Annotated in this window: 17 protein-coding genes and 1 pseudogene; 12 read left to right on the top strand and 6 right to left on the bottom strand. The window is 64.3% G+C overall.

The features are described from left to right. The first annotated feature begins 8 nt into the window (after positions 1 to 8). From ACE3OO_RS02695 to ACE3OO_RS02675, 5 genes and pseudogenes are all read left to right on the top strand, one after another. A complete protein-coding gene (locus ACE3OO_RS02695) occupies positions 9 to 1,001 on the top strand; it encodes an ArsR/SmtB family transcription factor (RefSeq protein WP_374299459.1) in 993 nt (330 codons plus the stop codon). Further along, complete coding sequence (metF, locus tag ACE3OO_RS02690) at positions 998 to 1,912, top strand: methylenetetrahydrofolate reductase [NAD(P)H] (RefSeq protein WP_374299457.1); 915 nt, start codon at positions 998 to 1,000, stop codon at positions 1,910 to 1,912. Before ACE3OO_RS02695 ends, metF begins: the two co-directional genes overlap by 4 nt. Next, positions 1,912 to 5,705: pseudogene (gene metH, locus ACE3OO_RS02685) on the top strand (methionine synthase). Before metF ends, metH begins: the two are co-directional and overlap by 1 nt. Continuing rightward, on the top strand, positions 5,702 to 6,154 hold the full coding sequence (locus ACE3OO_RS02680; RefSeq protein ID WP_374299454.1) for a GNAT family N-acetyltransferase: 453 nt from the start codon (positions 5,702 to 5,704) through the stop codon (positions 6,152 to 6,154). Before metH ends, ACE3OO_RS02680 begins: the two are co-directional and overlap by 4 nt. 112 nt (positions 6,155 to 6,266) lie before the next feature. After that, positions 6,267 to 6,926, top strand: coding sequence for a class I SAM-dependent methyltransferase (locus ACE3OO_RS02675; RefSeq protein ID WP_374299452.1), 660 nt, complete (start codon positions 6,267 to 6,269; stop codon positions 6,924 to 6,926). A 3-nt stretch (positions 6,927 to 6,929) separates the two neighbouring features. On the opposite strand, the gene ACE3OO_RS02670 is transcribed toward ACE3OO_RS02675, so the two are convergent. From ACE3OO_RS02670 to ACE3OO_RS02660, 3 genes are all read right to left on the bottom strand, one after another. Next, the gene (locus ACE3OO_RS02670) at positions 6,930 to 7,688 is read right to left on the bottom strand and encodes an SDR family oxidoreductase (RefSeq protein WP_374299450.1); all 759 of its coding nucleotides are present in this window, start codon (positions 7,686 to 7,688) and stop codon (positions 6,930 to 6,932) included. Next, positions 7,682 to 8,362 (bottom strand): SDR family oxidoreductase, encoded by a 681-nt coding sequence (locus tag ACE3OO_RS02665; RefSeq protein WP_374299448.1) that lies wholly within the window; start codon positions 8,360 to 8,362, stop codon positions 7,682 to 7,684. The genes ACE3OO_RS02670 and ACE3OO_RS02665 overlap by 7 nt, the downstream gene beginning before the upstream one ends. A 65-nt stretch (positions 8,363 to 8,427) precedes the next feature. Continuing rightward, entirely contained in the window at positions 8,428 to 9,390 is a 963-nt protein-coding gene (locus ACE3OO_RS02660) for a hypothetical protein (protein WP_374299446.1), read from the bottom strand. 185 nt (positions 9,391 to 9,575) lie between these two features. Here ACE3OO_RS02660 and ACE3OO_RS02655 point away from each other — a divergent pair, with 185 nt between their 5' ends. The 7 genes from ACE3OO_RS02655 (at position 9,576) to ACE3OO_RS02625 (ending at position 15,211) form a co-directional block, all read left to right on the top strand. After that, a complete protein-coding gene (locus tag ACE3OO_RS02655; protein ID WP_374299444.1) occupies positions 9,576 to 9,896 on the top strand; it encodes an ArsR/SmtB family transcription factor in 321 nt (106 codons plus the stop codon). 4 nt (positions 9,897 to 9,900) lie between these two features. Next, the gene (locus ACE3OO_RS02650; protein WP_374299442.1) at positions 9,901 to 10,554 is read left to right on the top strand and encodes a cation transporter; all 654 of its coding nucleotides are present in this window, start codon (positions 9,901 to 9,903) and stop codon (positions 10,552 to 10,554) included. Between the two features lie 72 nt (positions 10,555 to 10,626). Next, a complete protein-coding gene (locus tag ACE3OO_RS02645) occupies positions 10,627 to 11,445 on the top strand; it encodes a class I SAM-dependent methyltransferase (protein WP_374299440.1) in 819 nt (272 codons plus the stop codon). Between the two features lie 131 nt (positions 11,446 to 11,576). Next, entirely contained in the window at positions 11,577 to 12,389 is an 813-nt protein-coding gene (locus ACE3OO_RS02640) for a TerC family protein (RefSeq protein ID WP_374299438.1), read from the top strand. A 185-nt stretch (positions 12,390 to 12,574) separates the two neighbouring features. Further along, positions 12,575 to 13,582 (top strand): TerC family protein, encoded by a 1,008-nt coding sequence (locus ACE3OO_RS02635; protein ID WP_374299436.1) that lies wholly within the window; start codon positions 12,575 to 12,577, stop codon positions 13,580 to 13,582. Positions 13,583 to 13,648: 66 nt separating this feature from the next. Beyond that, a complete protein-coding gene (locus ACE3OO_RS02630; protein ID WP_374299434.1) occupies positions 13,649 to 14,305 on the top strand; it encodes an exopolysaccharide biosynthesis protein in 657 nt (218 codons plus the stop codon). A gap of 3 nt (positions 14,306 to 14,308) precedes the next feature. Continuing rightward, the gene (locus ACE3OO_RS02625; RefSeq protein WP_374299432.1) at positions 14,309 to 15,211 is read left to right on the top strand and encodes a diacylglycerol kinase family protein; all 903 of its coding nucleotides are present in this window, start codon (positions 14,309 to 14,311) and stop codon (positions 15,209 to 15,211) included. Position 15,212: 1 nt separating this feature from the next. Here ACE3OO_RS02625 and ACE3OO_RS02620 read toward each other — a convergent pair whose 3' ends face one another. From ACE3OO_RS02620 to ACE3OO_RS02610, 3 genes are all read right to left on the bottom strand, one after another. Next, on the bottom strand, positions 15,213 to 16,865 hold the full coding sequence (locus ACE3OO_RS02620) for an isovaleryl-CoA dehydrogenase (protein ID WP_374299430.1): 1,653 nt from the start codon (positions 16,863 to 16,865) through the stop codon (positions 15,213 to 15,215). Positions 16,866 to 16,881: 16 nt separating this feature from the next. Beyond that, positions 16,882 to 17,502, bottom strand: coding sequence for a TetR/AcrR family transcriptional regulator (locus ACE3OO_RS02615; protein WP_374299428.1), 621 nt, complete (start codon positions 17,500 to 17,502; stop codon positions 16,882 to 16,884). 64 nt (positions 17,503 to 17,566) lie between these two features. Then, positions 17,567 to 18,685, bottom strand: a complete 1,119-nt coding sequence (locus ACE3OO_RS02610; protein ID WP_374299426.1) for a hypothetical protein — start codon at positions 18,683 to 18,685, stop codon at positions 17,567 to 17,569. Positions 18,686 to 18,687 lie beyond the last annotated feature (2 nt).

Below are 18,687 nucleotides of genomic sequence, written 5' to 3'. Positions count from 1 at the left end.
TTCGAGCCATGCAGACCGACCCTGCCCAGACCCTAGACACCCTGATGGCCGCCCTGCGGGCGGCCGCCGAGCCGACCCGCCTGCGGCTGCTGGCGCTCTGCGCCCAGGGGGAACTGACCGTCTCAGAGTTGACCCAGATTCTGGGCCAGAGCCAGCCGCGGGTCTCGCGCCACCTCAAACTGCTCTGCGAGGCCGGCCTGCTTGAGCGCGTGCCGGAAGGCACCTGGGCTTTCTATCGCGTGGGCGAGCGGCTGGCCGGAGCGCCGCTGGTGCGCGCGCTGAGCTCGTTGCTGCCGCCGCAGGACCCCACGCTTGCCCGTGACGCCGAGCGTCTGGCCGCCGTGAAGCGCGCCCGTGCCGAAGCAGCCGAACAGTATTTCCGCGACAATGCCGCGCAATGGTCGGCGATCCGCTCGCTGCACGTCGACGAGGCCCAGGTCGAGGCCACGGTGCTGCGGCTGCTGGGCGGTGCGCCGATCAATGATCTGCTCGATATCGGCACCGGCACCGGCCGCCTGCTGGAAGTGCTGGCACCCCATATCAAGCGCGGTCTGGGCGTGGATCTCAGCCGAGACATGCTCAGCATCGCCCGGTCCAATCTGGAGCGCGCCGGCATCCGCCATTGTCAGGTGCGCCAGGCCGATATGTATGCCCTGCCGCTGGATAAGGCTTCGGTCGATGCCGCCGTGATCCATCAGGTGCTGCATTTCGCCGACGAACCGTTGAAGGCGATCCAGGAAGCCGCCCGTGTGCTGAAGCCCGGCGGCCGCCTGGTGATCGTCGATTTCGCCCCGCATGACCTGGAAGACCTGCGCGCCCGCCATGCCCATCGCCGGCTCGGTTTTGCCGATGCGGAATTGCGTGGCTGGTGCGCGGCCGCCGGACTCGACCTCGATCCGGTCGCCGCCCTGCCGGGCCAGCCGCTCACCGTTCATGTCTGGCGCGCCATCAAACGCGCCACCCAGCTTTTCTCCGCCGCGCAGAAGAGTGCCGCCGAATGACCAGCCCGGATTTCAATGCCTATGCCGCCCGCCGGCCTGGCCCGCTGAAGGTTTCCTTCGAATTCTTCCCGCCCAAGACGGCGGAAATGGAGGAAAGCCTGTGGCGCAGCGTCACCCGCCTGGCGCCGCTCGGCCCGCGCTTCGTCTCGGTCACCTATGGCGCCGGCGGTTCGACGCGCGAGCGCACGCACAACACGGTGGTCCGCATCCTCAATGAAACCGGTCTCAAGCCTGCCGCGCATCTTACCTGCGTCGGCGCCACGAAAGGCGAGGTCGATGAAGTGGCGCAGCATTACTGGCAGGCCGGCATTCGCCATATCGTGGCCCTGCGCGGTGATCCGCAGGAGGGTACGGGCAGTTTCGCGCCGCATCCCCAGGGCTATGCCAATTCGACCGACCTGATCGCCGGCCTGAAGAAGATCGGCGATTTCGAGATCAGCGTCGGCTGCTATCCCGAGGGCCATCCGGACTCGACCTCGCCGCGCGTGGAACTCGAGCATCTCAAGCGTAAGGTCGATGCCGGCGCTACCCGCTGTATCACCCAGTATTTCTTCGATACCGACGTGTATTTCCGTTTCCTCGACCGGGCTCGTTCGGCCGGCATCACCGTGCCGATCGTGCCGGGCATCCTGCCGGTCACCAATTTCCGCCAGGTGGTGAAATTCTCCGCCGCCTGCGGCGCCAGCGTGCCAGCCTGGATGGCCGACATGTTCGATGGCCTTGATGAGGACCCGGAGACGCGCCGCATGGTGGCCGCCCACATGGCGGCCGAGCAGTGCCGCCGCCTGCTGGCCGCCGGCATCGACGAATTCCATTTCTACACGCTGAACCGCGCCGATCTTACCTATGCGATCTGCCACGTGCTCGGCGTGCGTCCGAAACCGACGATTGCCGGGGAGGCGGCGGCCTGATGTTCGATACGCCTGAACAACGCAAGGCGCGCCGCGCCGCACTCAAGAAAGCCGCCAGCGAGCGCATCCTGGTGCTGGACGGCGCCATGGGCACCATGCTGCAGCGGCGCAAGCTGACCGAGGCCGATTATCGCGGCGACCGCTTCAAGGGCGCCAACAGCGACCTGAAGGGCAATCACGATATCCTCAACATCACGCGACCCGACGTGATCCTGGCCGTTCACAAGGAATATCTTGACGCCGGAGCCGATCTCATCGAGACCAACACCTTCAGCGGCACCTGGATCAGCCAGGCGGATTACCATCTGGAAGCCGCCGTGCGCGACATCAACGAGCAGGGCGCGAAACTGGCCCGCCAGGCTGCCGACGAATATACGGCGAAGGATCCGTCCAAGCCGCGGTTTGTCGCCGGCGCCATCGGCCCGACCAACCGCACGGCCTCGCTGTCGCCTGACGTCAACCGGCCGGACTTCCGCAATATCACCTTCGACGAGCTGAAGGATGCCTACAAGGAACAGGCGCGCGGCCTGGTCGAGGGCGGTGCTGACCTGCTGCTGATCGAGACCATCTTCGACACCCTGAACGCCAAAGCCGCCGTGTTCGGCGTCTACGAGCTGTTCGATGAGCTGGGTGAGGAATGGCCGATCATGATCTCGGGCACCATCACCGACCTGTCCGGCCGCACGCTCTCGGGCCAGACCACAGAAGCCTTCTGGAACAGTCTGCGCCACGCCCGGCCGTTTTCGGTCGGCCTCAACTGCGCCTTCGGCGCCCAGCAGATGCGGCCCTATGTGGCCGAGCTCAGCCGCGTGGCCGATGTGCAGGTCAGTGCCTATCCCAATGCCGGCCTGCCCAACCAGTTCGGCGAATATGACGAGCCGCCGCATGCCACCGCCACGCATCTGCGCGAATGGGCCGAAGCCGGCCTGGTGAATATCGTGGGTGGCTGCTGCGGCACCACGCCCGATCATATCAGGGCGATCGCCGAGAGCGTGAAAGGCGTCAAGCCGCGCCGCGTACCCACCATCCCGCCGCAACTTCGCCTGTCTGGCCTCGAACCATTTGCAGTGCCTGCCGCATGACCGATATCGACGAACCCTTTTCGCCTGAAGCCGAGAACCGTGGCTTCAACGGCCCCGTCTTCATCAATGTGGGCGAGCGGACCAACGTCACCGGCTCGGCCAAGTTCCGCAAGCTGATCGTCAGCGGCGATTACGAAGCCGCCCTGACGGTGGCGCGCCAGCAGGTGGAGAACGGCGCCCAGATCATCGACGTCAACATGGACGAGGGCATGCTCGACTCCAAGGCGGCGATGGTGAAATACCTGAACCTGATCGCCTCCGAGCCGGATATCGCCCGCGTGCCGATCATGATCGACTCCTCGAAATGGGAGGTGATCGAGGCCGGCCTGAAATGCGTGCAGGGCAAGGCCATCGTCAATTCGATCAGTCTGAAGGAAGGCGAGGCGGCTTTCCTGGAACAGGCCCGCAAGGTTCGCCGCTACGGCGCCGCGACCGTGGTGATGGCGTTCGACGAACAGGGCCAGGCCGACACCGCCGATCGCAAATACGAAATCTGCGCCCGCGCCTACAAACTGCTGACCGAGAAGATCGGCTTCCCGCCGGAAGACATCATCTTCGACCCGAATATCTTCGCGGTCGCGACCGGCATCGAGGAGCATAACAACTACGCTGTCGAATTCTTCGAGGGCGCGCGCCACATCCGCGAGAATCTGCCGCACTGCCATATCTCGGGCGGCGTCTCCAACGTGTCATTCTCCTTCCGCGGCAACGAATCCGTGCGCGAGGCGATGCATGCCGTGTTCCTGTATCACGGCATCAAGGCCGGCATGGATATGGGTATCGTCAATGCCGGCCAGTTGCCGGTCTATGAGGATATCCCGGCGGAACTGCGCGAGCGCGTCGAGGATGTGCTGCTCAACCGTCGGCCCGATGCCACCGAGCGCATGCTGGAGATCGCCGAACGCTTCAAGGGCGCCGGCAAGACCCAGGAAGCGGATTTGAGCTGGCGTGAGAAAGATGTGCGCGAGCGCCTCACCCATGCCCTGGTGCATGGCATCGCGGATTTCATCGATGAGGATACCGAAGAGGCCCGGCATATCGTGTCGAAGCCGCTCGAGGTGATCGAAGGTCCGCTCATGGATGGCATGAACGTGGTCGGCGACCTGTTCGGCGCCGGCAAGATGTTCCTGCCCCAGGTGGTGAAATCCGCCCGCGTGATGAAAAAGGCGGTGGCCTATCTGCTGCCCTTCATCGAGGCCGAGAAGGCGTCCGGCCCGGCCCAGACCAACGGCAAGGTGCTGATGGCCACCGTGAAGGGTGATGTGCACGATATTGGCAAGAACATCGTGGGCGTCGTGCTCCAGTGCAACAATTACGAGGTGATCGACCTCGGCGTCATGGTACCCTGCGCCCGCATCCTGGAAGAGGCCAAGAAGCACAAGGTCGACATCATCGGCCTGTCCGGCCTGATCACGCCCAGCCTGGATGAGATGTGCTATGTGGCCTCCGAGATGCAGCGCGAGGGTTTCGAGCTGCCACTGCTGATCGGCGGCGCCACCACCTCGAAGGTCCATACGGCGGTGAAGATCGCGCCGAACTACAAGGGCCCGGTGGTCTATGTCACCGACGCCTCGCGCGCCGTAGGCGTGGCTGGCAAGCTGGTCTCGGCCAATGACCGGCCGGCTTATACCGGCGAGATCGCCAACGAGTATCAGAAAATCCGCGACATCCACGCCCGCGAACGCAATACCGGTCCGCGCCAGAGCATTCAGGATGCTCGCCGCAACAAGCAGAAACTGGACTGGAGCGGCTATGTCCCGCCGCGGCCGGGATTCCTCGGGCTCAAGGTATTCGACGATTATCCCTTGCCGGAACTGATCGAGCGCATCGACTGGTCCCCCTTCTTCGCCTCCTGGGAGTTGCGTGGCAAATACCCCGACATCCTGCAGGACGCGACGGTAGGCGAGGCGGCTCGCAACCTGTTCCGCGACGCCCAGGCCATGCTGAAGCGCATGGTGGCGGAAAAGCCGATCAAGGCCCGTGCGGTGATCGGCTTCTGGCCGGCGGCGCAGGTCGAGGATGACGATATCGCGCTGTATGCCGACGAGGCGCAGAGCGAGGAGGTGGCGCGGTTGCATATGCTGCGCCAGCAGATGAAACGCGATGGCGGGCGGGCGAATTTCAGCCTGGCCGACTATGTCGCGCCCAAGGAATCCGGTCTGGCCGATTACGTCGGCGCCTTCGCCGTCACGGCCGGTATCGGGCTGGACGACTGGATCAAGCGCGAATTCACGGCAAAGCACGACGATTACTCCGGCATCCTGGCTCAGGCCCTGGCCGACCGGCTGGCCGAAGCCTTCGCCGAGCGCATGCATGAACGCGTGCGCCGGGAATTCTGGGGCTATGCTGCCAACGAGACTCTCACCAACGACGACCTGATTGCCGAGAAATATCGCGGCATCCGGCCGGCACCGGGTTATCCGGCCTGCCCGGACCACACCGAGAAGGCGACATTGTTCAGACTGCTGGATGCCACCGAAAAGGCCGGCATCACATTGACCGAAAGCTTCGCCATGTGGCCGTCTGCCGCCGTGAGCGGCTGGTATTTCAGCCATCCCGAGGCACGCTATTTCGGCATCGGCCGCATCGAGCGCGATCAGGTGGCCGACTATGCCAGGCGCAAGGGCATGGATCTGGCCACGATGGAACGCTGGCTGGCGCCCAACCTGGCCTATGATCCCGCCCGTGCGGATGCCGAGGCGGCGGAGTGAGATTCCGCTCCGCCAGCAAGGCCGACCTGCCCGAGATCGTGCGGCTGCTGGCCGACGACCATCTCGGCGGCAAACGAGAGCGTTACGTCGATCCGCTGCCGGCGGAATACGGCATCGCCTTCGATGGCCTGCAGCGGATCGGCGCCGAGGTGATCCTGGCGCTGGATGACGAGGATCGCATCATCGGCTGCCTGCAGTTGCTGGTGCTGCCCGGCCTGGGCAGCCTGGGCAAGCCACGCGCACAGATCGAGGCGGTGCGGATTGAGTCCACGTTGCGCGGCAGGGGGCTGGGGTCACAGCTGATCAGCTATGCCATCGACCGTGCGAAGCAGCATGGCTGCAAGCTGGTGCAACTGACCTCCGACAACAGCCGTCAGGGCGCACATCGCCTGTATGAGCGCCTGGGCTTCAAGGCCAGCCATGTGGGCATGAAGTTGGCCCTGGATTGAGTTTTACCGGGTCGCCGCAGGCTCTGCGTAACGCTTTCTTTACGCCGGCTATGGCTGATTATGGTATATTTCGGGCCAAAACGCGCCCACCGCGCCAGTTTCCGGAGACCGGATGATGACCTACAGCCGTGCCAATCCCAGTCCGCGCTATAACGAGCTGGTCGGCTTTTACAAGCAGATGCATGCCGAAGGCACGCTGGAACTGAACAAGGCGCTGCCGGCAGCGGAAACCTTCACAGGGATGAGCCTGCTGCCCCATATCACCACGATTAAATCGCTGATCCAGAAGTTCGGCATCAAGACTGTGCTTGATTACGGTGCCGGCAAGGCCAAATTCTACAGCGATCCGCTGTTCCCGTCGGCCGATGGCACCCGCAAGGTCGATCTGCGCACCTTCTGGGGCGTTGACGAAATCCGGCTATACGATCCCGGCTACGAGCCTTTGTCCAAGCTGCCGCTGGGTGAGACATTCGATGCCGTGATCTGTACCGACGTGATGGAGCATATCCCCGAACAGGATATGGACTGGGTCATCGACGAGCTATATGGCTTCGCCAACAAGATGGTCTATGTCTGCATCGCCACATATCCGGCCGGCAAGACTTTTCCGAACGGCGAGAACGTGCATGTCACCCTGAAGGATGTGCGCTGGTGGGTGAAGAAGTTCGAGGATCGCCGTGCCGCCCTTGGTGCCAAGGCCGATTACTTCATGCTGGTATTCGCCCAGACCAACGACCCGAAGCCTGTCCTGGTGACCTCAGCCGCCAATTGAGCGTCAGCGTCCGCCAGCCACGTCCAGCAGCGCGCCATTCACATAGCTTGACGCATCGTCCAGCAGCCAGATGATCGCCTCGGCCACTTCATCGGCGGTGCCGGCCCGGCCCAGCGGAGCCGTGGGGCCCAATCGTGTGGCGCGATCCGGTTCTCCGGCGCTGGCATGGATATCAGTTTCGATGATACCCGGTCGCACGGCATTCACGCGGATGCCTTCGGGCCCCAGTTCTTTCGACAGGCCGATGGTGAGAGTGTCGATGGCGCCTTTCGAGGTGGCGTAATCGACAAACAGATTGGGCGAGCCGATGCGTGCCGCCGCCGAGGAGAGGTTGACGATGGCGCCACCCCGGCCTGGATTCTGGCCGCCGCGTCGGGTCGAAAGCCGCCGTGCCGCCTCGCGGGCGCAGAGTACGCTGCCCAGGATGTTGATATCGAACAGGCGTTTCAGCCGTTCCACTGACATGTTGGCCAGATCGGCAGTCGGCGCCACGATGCCGGCATTGTTCACCAGGCCGTCCAGCCTGCCGAAGGTGTTCTCCACCGCATCGAACATGGCGATCACATCGGCCTCCACGGCCACGTCACCCCGGATGGCGATGGCTTTGCCGCCGGCCTGCTGCACGGCACGTACGGTATCCTGTGCGGCCTTTTCATTGCCGGCATAATTCACGCCTACCGACCAGCCGCGCCGGCCCGCCATTATGGCGGTGGCGCGACCTATCCCCCTGCTGCCGCCCGTGATCAGGATCGTTTTCACCATGGCAGTTCGCTGCCGTCGTAATTGAAGAATTTTCCGGTGTCGTTCAATGTCGCGCCATCGATGGTTTTCTTCAGGCCGCTGACACTGGTTTCCACCGTGATATCCGCACCCTGGCCACCCATGTCGGTCTTCACCCAACCGGGATGCAGCACGATGCAGGTGATACCTGCTGGCTTGAGGTCGAGCGCCAGATTATGCATCGCCGCATTGATCGCCGCTTTCGAGGCGCGATAGACATAAGACCCGCCTGCGCCATGGGTGATTGAGCCCATGCGGCTGGAGATGGTGGCAATTTTCGCCGCCTTGGCTTTCTTGAGAGAGGGCAGCAGGGCCAGCGCCACTTTCATCGGCGCCACGCTGTTGACCTGCAGAACTTTCAGGTAGGTATCGAAATCGCTGATGCTGAGGGTGCCGTCCCGGTTGCCATAGATGCCGGCATTGTTCAGCAGAAGGTCGATGGCGCTATCGGCATAGGCCTTGGCGAGGCGATCCACTGCGGCATAGTCGGTCACTTCCAGTTTTTCCATGACCACTTTGCCGGGCACGGCCTGCAATGCAGCGGCAGCCTGCGGATCGCGGCAGCAGGCGATCACCTGCCAGCCCTCGGCGGCATAGCGTTTGACGAATTCAAGGCCGATGCCGCGATTGGCGCCGGTGATCAGCAGGGTCGGCATAAGGTACTCCTCTTCAGCTTGTCACCAGTCTTCAGCTTCTCACAATCTTCAGCTTCTCACAGTCTTCAGCTTCTCGCTGGCCGCGCGGCCAGCTTGCGATAGATCGGCTGCAACAGTCCGGGCAGCATATACATCGGCAACTGTCCCATGGCGAAGAACACCACCATGTCGAATACCGCACGGTCGGCCAGCGACACCATTACCAGGCCCATGTTGCAATTGCCGGTCAGAATCCCGAGGGTGAGCGCCGCCGGCTGGTCCAGGCGGAAGATATGACGGCCAACCACATAGCCAAGCGCCTGCAGCAGCAGATTGGCGATAAAGGCGGAAACCGTGGCCAGGATCACATAGCCCGGCTGGGCCATCAGCTTGGCGGCCACACCATCCATGATGGCGATGGCGAACAGCACCAGCGCCATCACTGAACAGCCGTCGATCAGCCGGCTGTTGGCGCGCAGCGTCTCGTTGCTGATGCGCCAGCGCACCAGTAGCGCGCCGCCGAAGGCGACACCCACCATCAGCGCCAGTCGGCCCATGAATTCGGCCAGCGACATCTGAATCTCGATATTGAGCAGCATCAGTGCCAGCGGCGGCAGGGTGAATGGCACCAGCGCGGTCGCGATCACCATCACGATCACCGCCAGGGCGGCATCAAGCCCGAGAATCAGCGAGATCGCCACGGTGCCGGTGATCGGCGGCGCTGCGGCCATCAGCACGATGGCCTCCATCAACGGGCGCGGCAGGCCGAGCGGCTCAAGGGTGGCGAAGACCAGCAGCGGACAGGCCAGCAGCAGGAAGACCACCATCGGCAGCACCAGCAGCGGTCGCCGCGCATAGGCATGGAAGGCGCTCCAGTCCAGCCGCATCAACGCCATGGTCAAGGGCAGAAGCAGGAAAACCACCAGGCCCGGCCGCAGCAGGGCCGCCAGCGGGGGCAGGGCCAGGCCGACCAGTACACCGCCGAACAGGAATTTGGTGGCATGGCGGCCGACATAATCCAGCGGCCCCAGCAATAGGGTGCGGATCATGGGGCTAACCCTTTGGTGGTGGGGCGGGCAGGTGGGAGCATGAACAGGACGGACCGGCTTTTTCGTTATGGAACCGTAGCATAGCCCGGTTGTATGGGGTGGGCGAGGCGACAATTGTGTCAATTGTCATGATACGGACGGCCGAGCTTGACAGTTCCGCATCAAACATTTAAACAACTATTTAAATGTTTGATGCGCAGCCTCTTGCCGATCATCGTACCGACCTGCTGGCCGATATGTTTCGCCTGCTTGGCGATCCCAGCCGGCTGAAACTGGTGCTGATCCTTTGCCAGGGTCCCAGCGCGGCCTCGGCCGCCGCTGCCAGGGCCGGCCTGTCGCCGCAGCTGGCCAGCCATCACCTGCGTCTGCTGAAGGCGGCGCGGCTGGTGCGGGCGATGCGCAAGGGCCGCGAGATTCATTACGACATTGCTGACGACCATGTGCGCCACATGCTGGCCGACATGGTCGCGCATGTCAGCGAACCGCATCACGATGACAAGGGCTGAAGTCATGGGCGCCACCTGCCAGCACGACGAACACCATCATCACGGCCACGACCACGACCATGGCGCCGGCAGCCCGCGGTTTGCCCTGTGGATTGCGCTGGTGCTGAATGCCGCGATGTTCATGGTCGAGATCGGCGCTGGCCTGGCGGCCGGTTCCACTTCGCTGCTGGCCGATTCCGTCGATTTCCTCGGCGATGCGGTTAATTACGCGCTGGCGCTGGCCGTGCTGTCGATGGCACTGGTCTGGCGCGCCCGCGTTGCCCTGCTGAAGGGCATCGCCATGGGCCTGTTTGGCCTGTGGGTTGCCGGCATGGTGATCCGCCACCTGCTGGCCGGCACGCTACCTGAACCCTTCACCATGGGCGCGGTCGGCTTTGCCGCGCTGGTGGTGAATGTGGCCGTCGCGCTGCTGCTCTATCGCTTTCGCAGCGGCGACAGCAATCTGCGCGCGGTATGGATCTGCAGTCGCAACGATGCGCTCAGCAACGTCGCCGTGCTGCTGGCCGCCAGCGGTGTCTTCGTCACCGGCACGCCCTGGCCCGACCTGGCCGTGGCCGCGTTCATGGCGGGGCTGGCGCTGTGGGGCTCGGTCCAGGTGCTGCGTCATGCCCGGGCCGAATTGCGCCAGTCGGCCGCGGCTGCTGGCGCGGCCGACTGATCGCGGCAGATTGCGGCTCTCCCTCAGTCGTTTATACTGAACGGAATTTGTCCTTCTAAACAGGTACGGCATTTGACTTCCTCTGATCTCACCAAGCTTTCATCCCATTTTGCCTTTGGAAAGAACTGGGAGAGCTATGCCGAATTGATCGACGAAACGCGAATCCGCGAAGCGGAACGCGGCTTGGAGCGCCTGATCGGCGCCGGGGCGATCCAGGGTCGGCATTTCCTCGATATCGGCTGCGGCTCCGGGTTGCATGCGCTTGCTGCGGCCCGGCTTGGCGCGGCCAAGGTGACCGCCATCGACATCGATCCGGTTTCCGTCGCAACGGCGGAAGCCCTGTTTGCCCGTCATGCGCCGCACGCGGCGCGCGATATCCGGGTCTTAAGCATCCTTGAGGGTGGCGAGACGGCCTTGCATGATATCGTTTATTCTTGGGGCGTTCTGCATCACACCGGCGCGATGTATCGTGCGCTCGAGCAGGCCGCCGCCTTGGTGAAGCCTGGCGGCATCTTAGTTTTTGCCCTGTATCGAAAGACTCGGCTCGGCCCGGTATGGACGGCGATCAAGCGCTGGTATTCCAGTGCCTCGCCAGCCGCCCAAGCCCGGGCCAGGGCTGTGTACCTTCTGGTGATGCGGCTGCGGTTTTATCTGACCGGCCGCGATTTCGCGGCCTATGTAAGAGACTACAAGGGATCCCGCGGCATGGACTTTCTCCATGACGTGCATGACTGGATCGGTGGATATCCTTACGAGGAGATATCCGAATCCCAGGTCGATGCCTTGATGCAGAAGCTGAATTTTCAACCGGTGGCCCGTTGGGTCGAAGGGTTGCAGACGGGCTTGCTGGGGTCTGGCTGCGACGAATATGTGTTCCGTCGTCCGGAATAATCTCAATTTACTTGAAATTATCGGCGGATTTCTTAAATTCTCGGCCACGTCCGGGCCCCTCTGGCTGCCATGAACGGGATGGCAGTGATGTCGGACGGCTTCCTTAAAAAGCCCCCGCCCAGGATATATCCATGGATCTCTCGGTTTTCCTCGAACCGGCGGCCCTGCTGGCTTTGGCCGGCCTCGTCGCCCTCGAACTCGTCCTTGCCGTCGACAACCTGATCTTCATCACCATCCTCACCGGTCGCCTGCCGCCGGAACAGCAGCCGATGGGCCGCAAGCTCGGCCTGCTCGGCGCGGTGATCACCCGTATCATGCTGCTGCTCTCGGCCGCCTGGCTGATCACGCTGACCGCGCCGTGGTTCACGGTGTTCGGCATGGAGATTTCCGGCCGCGATCTGGTGCTGATTCTGGGTGGCCTGTTTCTGATCTGGAAGGCGACCATGGAAATCCATGAGCGCGTCACGCCGAAATCGAGCGACGAGATGGAAGATGATGCCCCGGCCGGTGCTGGCGCTTCTGCCGCCGCGCCGGCGAAGAAGAAATACCCGGCGTTCTGGGCGGTGATCGGCCAGATCGCCGTGCTCGACATCGTCTTCTCGCTGGACAGCGTGATCACCGCCATTGGCCTGTCGCGCCAGATCGAGATCATGGTGGTGGCCGTGCTGCTGTCGGTGGCCATCATGGTGGCGCTGGCCGAGCCGCTGGCCCGCTTCGTCAACAAGAATCCCAACGTGGTCATGCTGGCGCTGTCGTTCCTGGTGATGATCGGCATGGCGCTGGTGGCCGAGGGCTTCGACGTCGAGATCCCCAAGATCATGATCTATGGCGCCATGGGCTTCTCGGTGGCGGTGGAGATGCTCAACATGCTGTCGCGCCGTGCCCAGCTCAGCCGCGCCTACCGCGCGATCCGCGATCCGGAAGGGCGCAGCGAAGCCGACTGACTCCTGCCCGCAGGGCGGACGGAAAGAGGCGGGGAGACCCGCCTCTTTTTTTGGTTCCGGGGCCTTGACGGTGGCGGCGGGCTGCCTAGATCAGCCCTTGCATTCGGGCCCCTCTGGTTGCCGCGTTCCGGACGGCAGCGATGTCGGATGCCATCGCCGCCACATTCCGGATACGGAGCACCAGCATGGATATCCTCCTCGCGGCCTGGACCTCGTTCCTGTCAGCCGAGTTCCTCACCAAACCGCTCTGGCTCTGGGCCGCCTTCATGGCCCTGGTCGCCGTTCTGCTGGCCTTCGATCTCGGCGTGCTGCATCGCAAGCAGCGCGAGATCGAGGTGGGCGAGAGCCTGGCGCTGAGCGCCGGCTATATCGCGGTCGCCTGCATCTTCGGCGGCTGGGTCTGGTGGCAGTTCGGCGCCACCGCCGGCATGGACTGGTATACCGGCTTCTTCGTCGAAAAGAGCCTGTCGCTCGACAACGTCTTCGTCATCGCCCTGATCTTCGGCTATTTCGCCGTTCCCCGGCAGTATCAGCATCGTGTGCTGTTCTGGGGCATCCTCGGCGTCATCGTGCTGCGCGGCATCATGATCGGCCTCGGTGCCGCCCTGGTGAGCGAGTTCGACTGGATACTCTACATTTTCGGCGCTTTCCTGGTGCTCACCGGCATCAAGATGCTGTTCGCCTCCGACCAGCCGAAGGACCTGGGCGACAACTGGCTGCTCAAGTTCCTGCGGCGCCGCATGCGTGTGACGCCGGACCTGCACGGCCAGCGTTTCTTCGTCCGCCAGCCCAAGGTGCCGGGCGGCAGGCCGGTTCTGTGGGCCACGCCGCTGTTCCTCGCGCTGCTGCTGGTGGAAGCCGCCGACCTGGTCTTCGCGGTGGATTCCGTGCCCGCGATCTTCTCGATCACCCAGGACCCCTTCATTGTCTATACCAGCAACATCTTCGCCATCCTCGGTCTGCGTGCCCTGTATTTCGCGCTGGCGGCGATGATCCACCGTTTCCATTATCTGAAATATGCTTTGGCGGCGGTGCTGGTCTTCATCGGCGGCAAGATCTTCCTGGTCAACATCATTGGCAAGATTCCGGCCGGTATTTCGCTGGGCGTCACGCTCGGCCTGATCGCGGCGGGCATCGTTGCCTCGCTGGTGCTGACGGCGGAAAAACCGGAATCCCGCAAGCAGGTCAGCTAAAGCTGCGTCGCGCGGCGGCATCATGGCCGCCGCGCTTTCGCCGCATTCCTCCGGCAGGGTCCGCTCATGAGCAACGAGTCGTCCGGCACGCCGTCATCTGCGTCGCGCCCCTTGCCCTCCGCCAGCATTGCCCGCGACCTGTCGCGCCTGCGCCGTCTCGGCCGCGCCGATGGCCTGACCCTGCATCAGGCCGTGCAGTCGCTGGCTGACCGCTCCACGCCACTGCTTCTGCTGTTTCTCGGGCTGCTCGGCCTGGTGCCGTCACCCGGCATACCGCTCGGCACCATCACCGGCAGCCTGGTGGTCTGTATCGCGATCGGCATGCTGCTGCGGCCGCGCCAGCCGATGATTCCGCGCAGCCTCGGCCGACGTCGACTGTCTGCCGACCTGCTGAATCGCTTCATGAGCTTTGCCATTCCCTTCGTGCGCCGGCTGGAACGGAAATTCCGGCCGCGCCTGTCCTGGCTGGTCAGCGGCGCCGGTTTCGTGCTCGCGGCGCTGGTGATCATCGTGCAGGGCATCGGCCTGGCCCTGCCGCTGCCCTTCGGCAATCTGCCATTTGCCTTTGGCATCGTGCTCATCGCGCTGGGTCTGCTGACTGGCGACGGGCTTGGCGCCCTGGCCGGCCATGTCATCGGTCTGGCCAGCACCGCCGGCTTCGTGCTGCTGGGCATGGGCGTGGTGAATGCCAGCGGTTCTCTGACCAGCCTGCTGCCCTGGTGACGCATGGCGCTGTCGGTCGTGATCAATGCGGCTTCGGGCACGGCGCGCCGGCATGGTGCCGTGGCGCTGCATGACCTGATCGGGGCCTCTGCCACGGAAGCCGGACTGGGCGCCGTCGATGTGCAGGTGGTGCCGCCCAAGCTGCTGCCCCAGGCTCTGGTTCAGGCGGCGGAGCGCAGCGACGAGGTCTGGGTCGGTGGTGGCGACGGAACGCTGCGTTCGGCCGCCGAGCTGATGCTGCGGCGCGATGGCGTGCTGGGTGTGCTGCCGCTGGGCACCATGAACCTGCTGGCGCGCGATCTGAACATCCCGCTGGAAGTGGATGCGGCCGTACGCGCTCTGGCGCGGGCCGAGATCGCCCCTATCGATATCGGCCGGGTCAACCGCGGCATCTTTCTCAACAAGTCGGCACTTGGCCTTTATCCCGAGATGATCGTCGACCGCGAACGCCGCCGCCGCCTGTTCGGCCTGGCGAAATGGCCGGCGATGCTGAAATCGGCCTGGCGCGCGCTGCGTCGGCACCGCCTGATGGAAATCACCCTGGAATACGGCGGCCAGACGCGCGAGATCGTCTCGCCGGCCATCGTGGTGGCGGTGGGCGAATACGAATTCCGCACCGCGCGCCTGTTCGGGCGGCCCGACCTGCAGAGCGGCGAGCTTACCGTCTATGTCAGCCACGAGAAGCGCTGGTTCGGCTCCGCCGGCCAGCTCGCACGGCTTTTCCTCGGCACGCTGGACGGCGACCCGGCCCTTGAAATGATCAAGGCGCATAACCTGCGCATCGGTTTCGACCGCGTGAAACCGGTGGCCAGCGACGGCGAAGTGGAGATGCTGCCCGGCCCGATCAGCTACAGCGTCGCGCCCCGTGCGCTGAAGGTGCGCATGCCCGGCGAGGCCGCGGCCTGAATTAAACCGGCCTGGCCCGCTCGGCGATGGCGCGCGCATCCACGCCCTTGGGCAGGGTGCCGAAAGCCTGGCCCCAGTCGCCGCCCAGGCGGCTGGCGCAGAAGGCATCCGCCACGGCAGGCGTGGAATGCTGCACCAGCAGGGCCGCCTGCAGGGTCACCATCATCTTTTCCACCACGCGTCGCGCGCGATGCTCGATCTCCTGCAGGTCGGCAAACTCGGCCTGCACGCCGGCAATCGCGGCGTCCAGCCGGCGGTCGCCGCCTCGGGCCGAATTCAGTTCTGCGAAATAGGCATCCAGCCCGTCCTGGTTCTTCTGCAGGGCGCGCAGCACGTCCAGGCACATCACGTTGCCCGAACCCTCCCAGATCGAGTTGAGCGGAATCTCCTTGTACAGCATGCCCAGCGGGCCCTCGTCGACATAGCCGTTGCCGCCATGCACCTCCATCGCTTCCACCACGGCATTGGGCGCGCGCTTGCACACCCAGTATTTCACCGCCGGCGTGCACAGCCGGCGGAAGGCGGCCTCCTGCGCATCGGTTTCGGCGCGATCAAACGCGCGGGCCAGCCGCATGGCCAAGGCCGTGGCGGCTTCCGATTCCACCGCCAGGTCGGCCACCACGTTGGTCATCAACGGCTGGTCGATCAGGTGACGCTGGAAGGCGCGGCGGTGGAACACGTGATGCAGCGCCTGGCTGACCGCGCCGCGCAGCAGGCCGGCCGAGCCCAGCGCGCAGTCCAGCCGCGTATAGGTGCCCATCTCGATGATGGTCGGCACGCCGCGGCCTTCCTCGCCCAGCAACCAGCCATGGGCATTGTGGAATTCCACTTCCGACGAGGCATTCGACTTGTTGCCGACCTTTTCCTTCAGGCGCTGGATGTGGATGGCATTCTTCGATCCATCGGGCAGCCAGCGCGGCACGAAGAAGCAGCTTAAGCCCCCCGGCGACTGCGCCAGCACCAGATGCGCGTCGATCTGCGGGCAGGAGAAAAACCATTTGTGCCCGCTGATGATGTATTCCGCCCCCGGCCCGCCGGCGCCGACGGGGGTGGCCTTCGTGGTGTTGGCGCGCACATCCGAGCCGCCCTGCTTCTCGGTCATGCCCATGCCGATCAGGGCGTTGGTCTTCTGCGCCACCGGCCTGTTGGCCGGGTCGTATTGCCGGGAATAGATCTTGGGCAGCCATTCGGCGGCGATCGCGGCATCGCGCTTGATCGCCGGCACGCAGCCATAGGTCATCGTGGTGGGGCATTGGCTGCCCGGCTCGATCTGCGCATGCATGATATAGGCGGCGGCGCGGGCGACATGGGCGCCGGCTTTCGGCTCGGCCCAGGGCGCGGAATGCAGACCCTCGCCGATGATCAGGCTCATGATGCCATGCCAGGCGGGATGAAATTCCACTTCGTCGCGGCGATGGCCAAAGCGGTCGAACAGTTTCAGCTGCGGCGGAAACTTATGCGCCAGCCGGCCCATTTCGATGGTCTCGGCGTCGCCCAGCCGGCTGCCATAAACGGTGAGGCGGTCTTTCGCCCAGGCAGCGCCGTCGCGTTCGGCCGCTTCCATCAGCGCGCGGTCGCTGGTGAAAAGGTTGTAGTTTTCCAGCGCGGGCGGCTGGTTCAGCACCTCGTGAGTCTCGTAGGCGGCGGTACTCATGGCGTTTCCTTTCTTTTTATATTTTGCGGGGCGGCATTGGCCCCAATGCCTGCACGCAGAACAGCGCCAGGCCGTTGATCAGTTTTTCCTGGTCGGTCTTTTTCGCCTGCGGCGCCAGCGGCCCGATCAGGGCCTCGTTCAGCGCGCCAACGATGGCCGAGGCGGTCAGCAGCGCATCCTGCTCGGCGATCTCGCCCGCGCGCATGCCATCCTCGATGATGCCGACGAAGATATCGCGATAGGGCAGGCGATAGCGCAGGCGTTCGGCCTCGATCAGCGGGTCGACCGGCTCGGCCAGCAGGGCATAGGCCAGCCGCCGGCCTTTCAGGGCACGCCGCGCAAATACCTCGACCACGCGGGCCAGCCGCTGGCGCGCCGGGCCGGGCTGGCCGGCTGCCGCGGCGCAGACGTCGATCTCGCGCTGCGAACCGCGACGGAACACCTCGTCGAACAATTCGGCCTTGGAGGGGAAATAGCGATACAGCGCGCCGGTGCTCAGGCCCGCCTCGGCGGCAATCGCGGGAATCCCGGCCCCGCCATAGCCTTCCTTTGCCACCAGCTTCAGCGCAGCCGTGACGATGCGCTCGCGCGTCTCGGCCAGACGCGCCACCACAGTCTCGGTGCGGCGATAGGCCATGCCGGTATCTCCTCCTGCAAAGAAGTGAAACATGGTTCACTTCTTTGGGCAAGAGAGAAAAATGTCAGAACTTCATCGCCAGATTGAGCCGGGCCTGGGTCAGGTAGGGATCGGCCACGCCGTCGGTGGCTTCCTGGCTCAGGCTGTAGCCGGCCATCAGGGTCATGGCGCGGCTGGCCAGTGCCGCCGGTGTCCAGTGTAGTTGCAGGTCGAGGCTCTGGCGGTTGCCGGCAATCGGCAGCGCGCTTCCGGTGCTGAAATCGCGTTTTTCGCTCAGGCCGAATTCGTGGCTGGCGGTGAGCGCCAGATCCTGCCCCAGCGGCACGCCCACCATCAGGCCAAGAATGTTGAGGTCTTTTTCCTGTTGGTAGCCATATTCGATGCGCCGCTGTACCGAGCTGCCCAGGCGCCAGCCGCTGGCGAAATGCCGGGCCAGGGCGATGCGGTGGCGCTCGGTGCTGCTGTCGGCGGTCGGGTTGCCGGGATGGAACTGTGCGTCATAACCCGACGACAGCGTCAGGGTCAGGTCCTGCGCCAGCGTGGTCGAGATCTGGTTGTCGATGCCGACGCGCCGACTGGCGCTGCCCGCCAGTTCGCCCCAGTTGATTGCGGCCGCCGGGTTCATCCTGAACCGGATGCCATAATCTTCGTAGGCCAGGCCGAAGCGGCTGTCGAAGGATTTCGCCGCCGTGTCATCCTCACTGTCGGTTTGGCCCAGCGCACTGGCATTGGTGAGCCGCAGCCCATCGAAGACCGGCAGATCGTAATCGGCATTGATGCCGCCGGGCTGCAACGCAGCCAGATCCTCGCTATAGACACGCAACTTCAGATCGCCATCGGGGTCGCGGCCATAGAAAGGCTGGGGATTGGCCAGCCGGGCGATATCGCCGGGGCCGAAGATCGGCCGTCGCTCCAGCAGGTGCAGGCCGAGATCGGGGTCGAAGCTCAACGGCGAAAAGCCCGGCGAAAAACTCTCCGGCGGGCCGGGCGGCGATGTCGGCTCGACACTGCAAAAGGCCGGTGCCGCAGCGCTGAGGAAAAGCGGGCAGTCGGGCAGGGTCGACTGCGCGGCTGCATCGCCAGCGACGAGCGCGAGAATCAGGACGACGATGCCGGAACCGCGGGCCAGGACAACTCCCCCCTCATACGCGAAGGGTTCCGATTTTGCAGAGTCTTGTGGCAAGA

The organism is Ferrovibrio sp. (genome assembly GCF_041906005.1).
Classification (GTDB): Bacteria; Pseudomonadota; Alphaproteobacteria; order Ferrovibrionales; family Ferrovibrionaceae; genus Ferrovibrio.
This window is presented reverse-complemented; position numbering and strand designations above follow the sequence as displayed.

Bases quoted from the DNA above. Each gene is read 5' to 3' on its own strand.
- ACE3OO_RS02695 (WP_374299459.1), top strand. From the start codon at position 9: ATGCAGACCGACCCTGCCCAGACCCTAGACACCCTGATGGCCGCCCTG.
- metF (WP_374299457.1), top strand. From the start codon at position 998: ATGACCAGCCCGGATTTCAATGCCTATGCCGCCCGCCGGCCTGGCCCG.
- ACE3OO_RS02675 (WP_374299452.1), top strand. From the start codon at position 6,267: ATGATGACCTACAGCCGTGCCAATCCCAGTCCGCGCTATAACGAGCTG.
- ACE3OO_RS02670 (WP_374299450.1), bottom strand. From the start codon at position 7,688: ATGGTGAAAACGATCCTGATCACGGGCGGCAGCAGGGGGATAGGTCGC.
- ACE3OO_RS02665 (WP_374299448.1), bottom strand. From the start codon at position 8,362: ATGCCGACCCTGCTGATCACCGGCGCCAATCGCGGCATCGGCCTTGAA.
- ACE3OO_RS02660 (WP_374299446.1), bottom strand. From the start codon at position 9,390: ATGATCCGCACCCTATTGCTGGGGCCGCTGGATTATGTCGGCCGCCAT.
- ACE3OO_RS02655 (WP_374299444.1), top strand. From the start codon at position 9,576: ATGTTTGATGCGCAGCCTCTTGCCGATCATCGTACCGACCTGCTGGCC.
- ACE3OO_RS02650 (WP_374299442.1), top strand. From the start codon at position 9,901: ATGGGCGCCACCTGCCAGCACGACGAACACCATCATCACGGCCACGAC.
- ACE3OO_RS02640 (WP_374299438.1), top strand. From the start codon at position 11,577: ATGGATCTCTCGGTTTTCCTCGAACCGGCGGCCCTGCTGGCTTTGGCC.
- ACE3OO_RS02635 (WP_374299436.1), top strand. From the start codon at position 12,575: ATGGATATCCTCCTCGCGGCCTGGACCTCGTTCCTGTCAGCCGAGTTC.
- ACE3OO_RS02630 (WP_374299434.1), top strand. From the start codon at position 13,649: ATGAGCAACGAGTCGTCCGGCACGCCGTCATCTGCGTCGCGCCCCTTG.
- ACE3OO_RS02625 (WP_374299432.1), top strand. From the start codon at position 14,309: ATGGCGCTGTCGGTCGTGATCAATGCGGCTTCGGGCACGGCGCGCCGG.
- ACE3OO_RS02620 (WP_374299430.1), bottom strand. From the start codon at position 16,865: ATGAGTACCGCCGCCTACGAGACTCACGAGGTGCTGAACCAGCCGCCC.
- ACE3OO_RS02615 (WP_374299428.1), bottom strand. From the start codon at position 17,502: ATGGCCTATCGCCGCACCGAGACTGTGGTGGCGCGTCTGGCCGAGACG.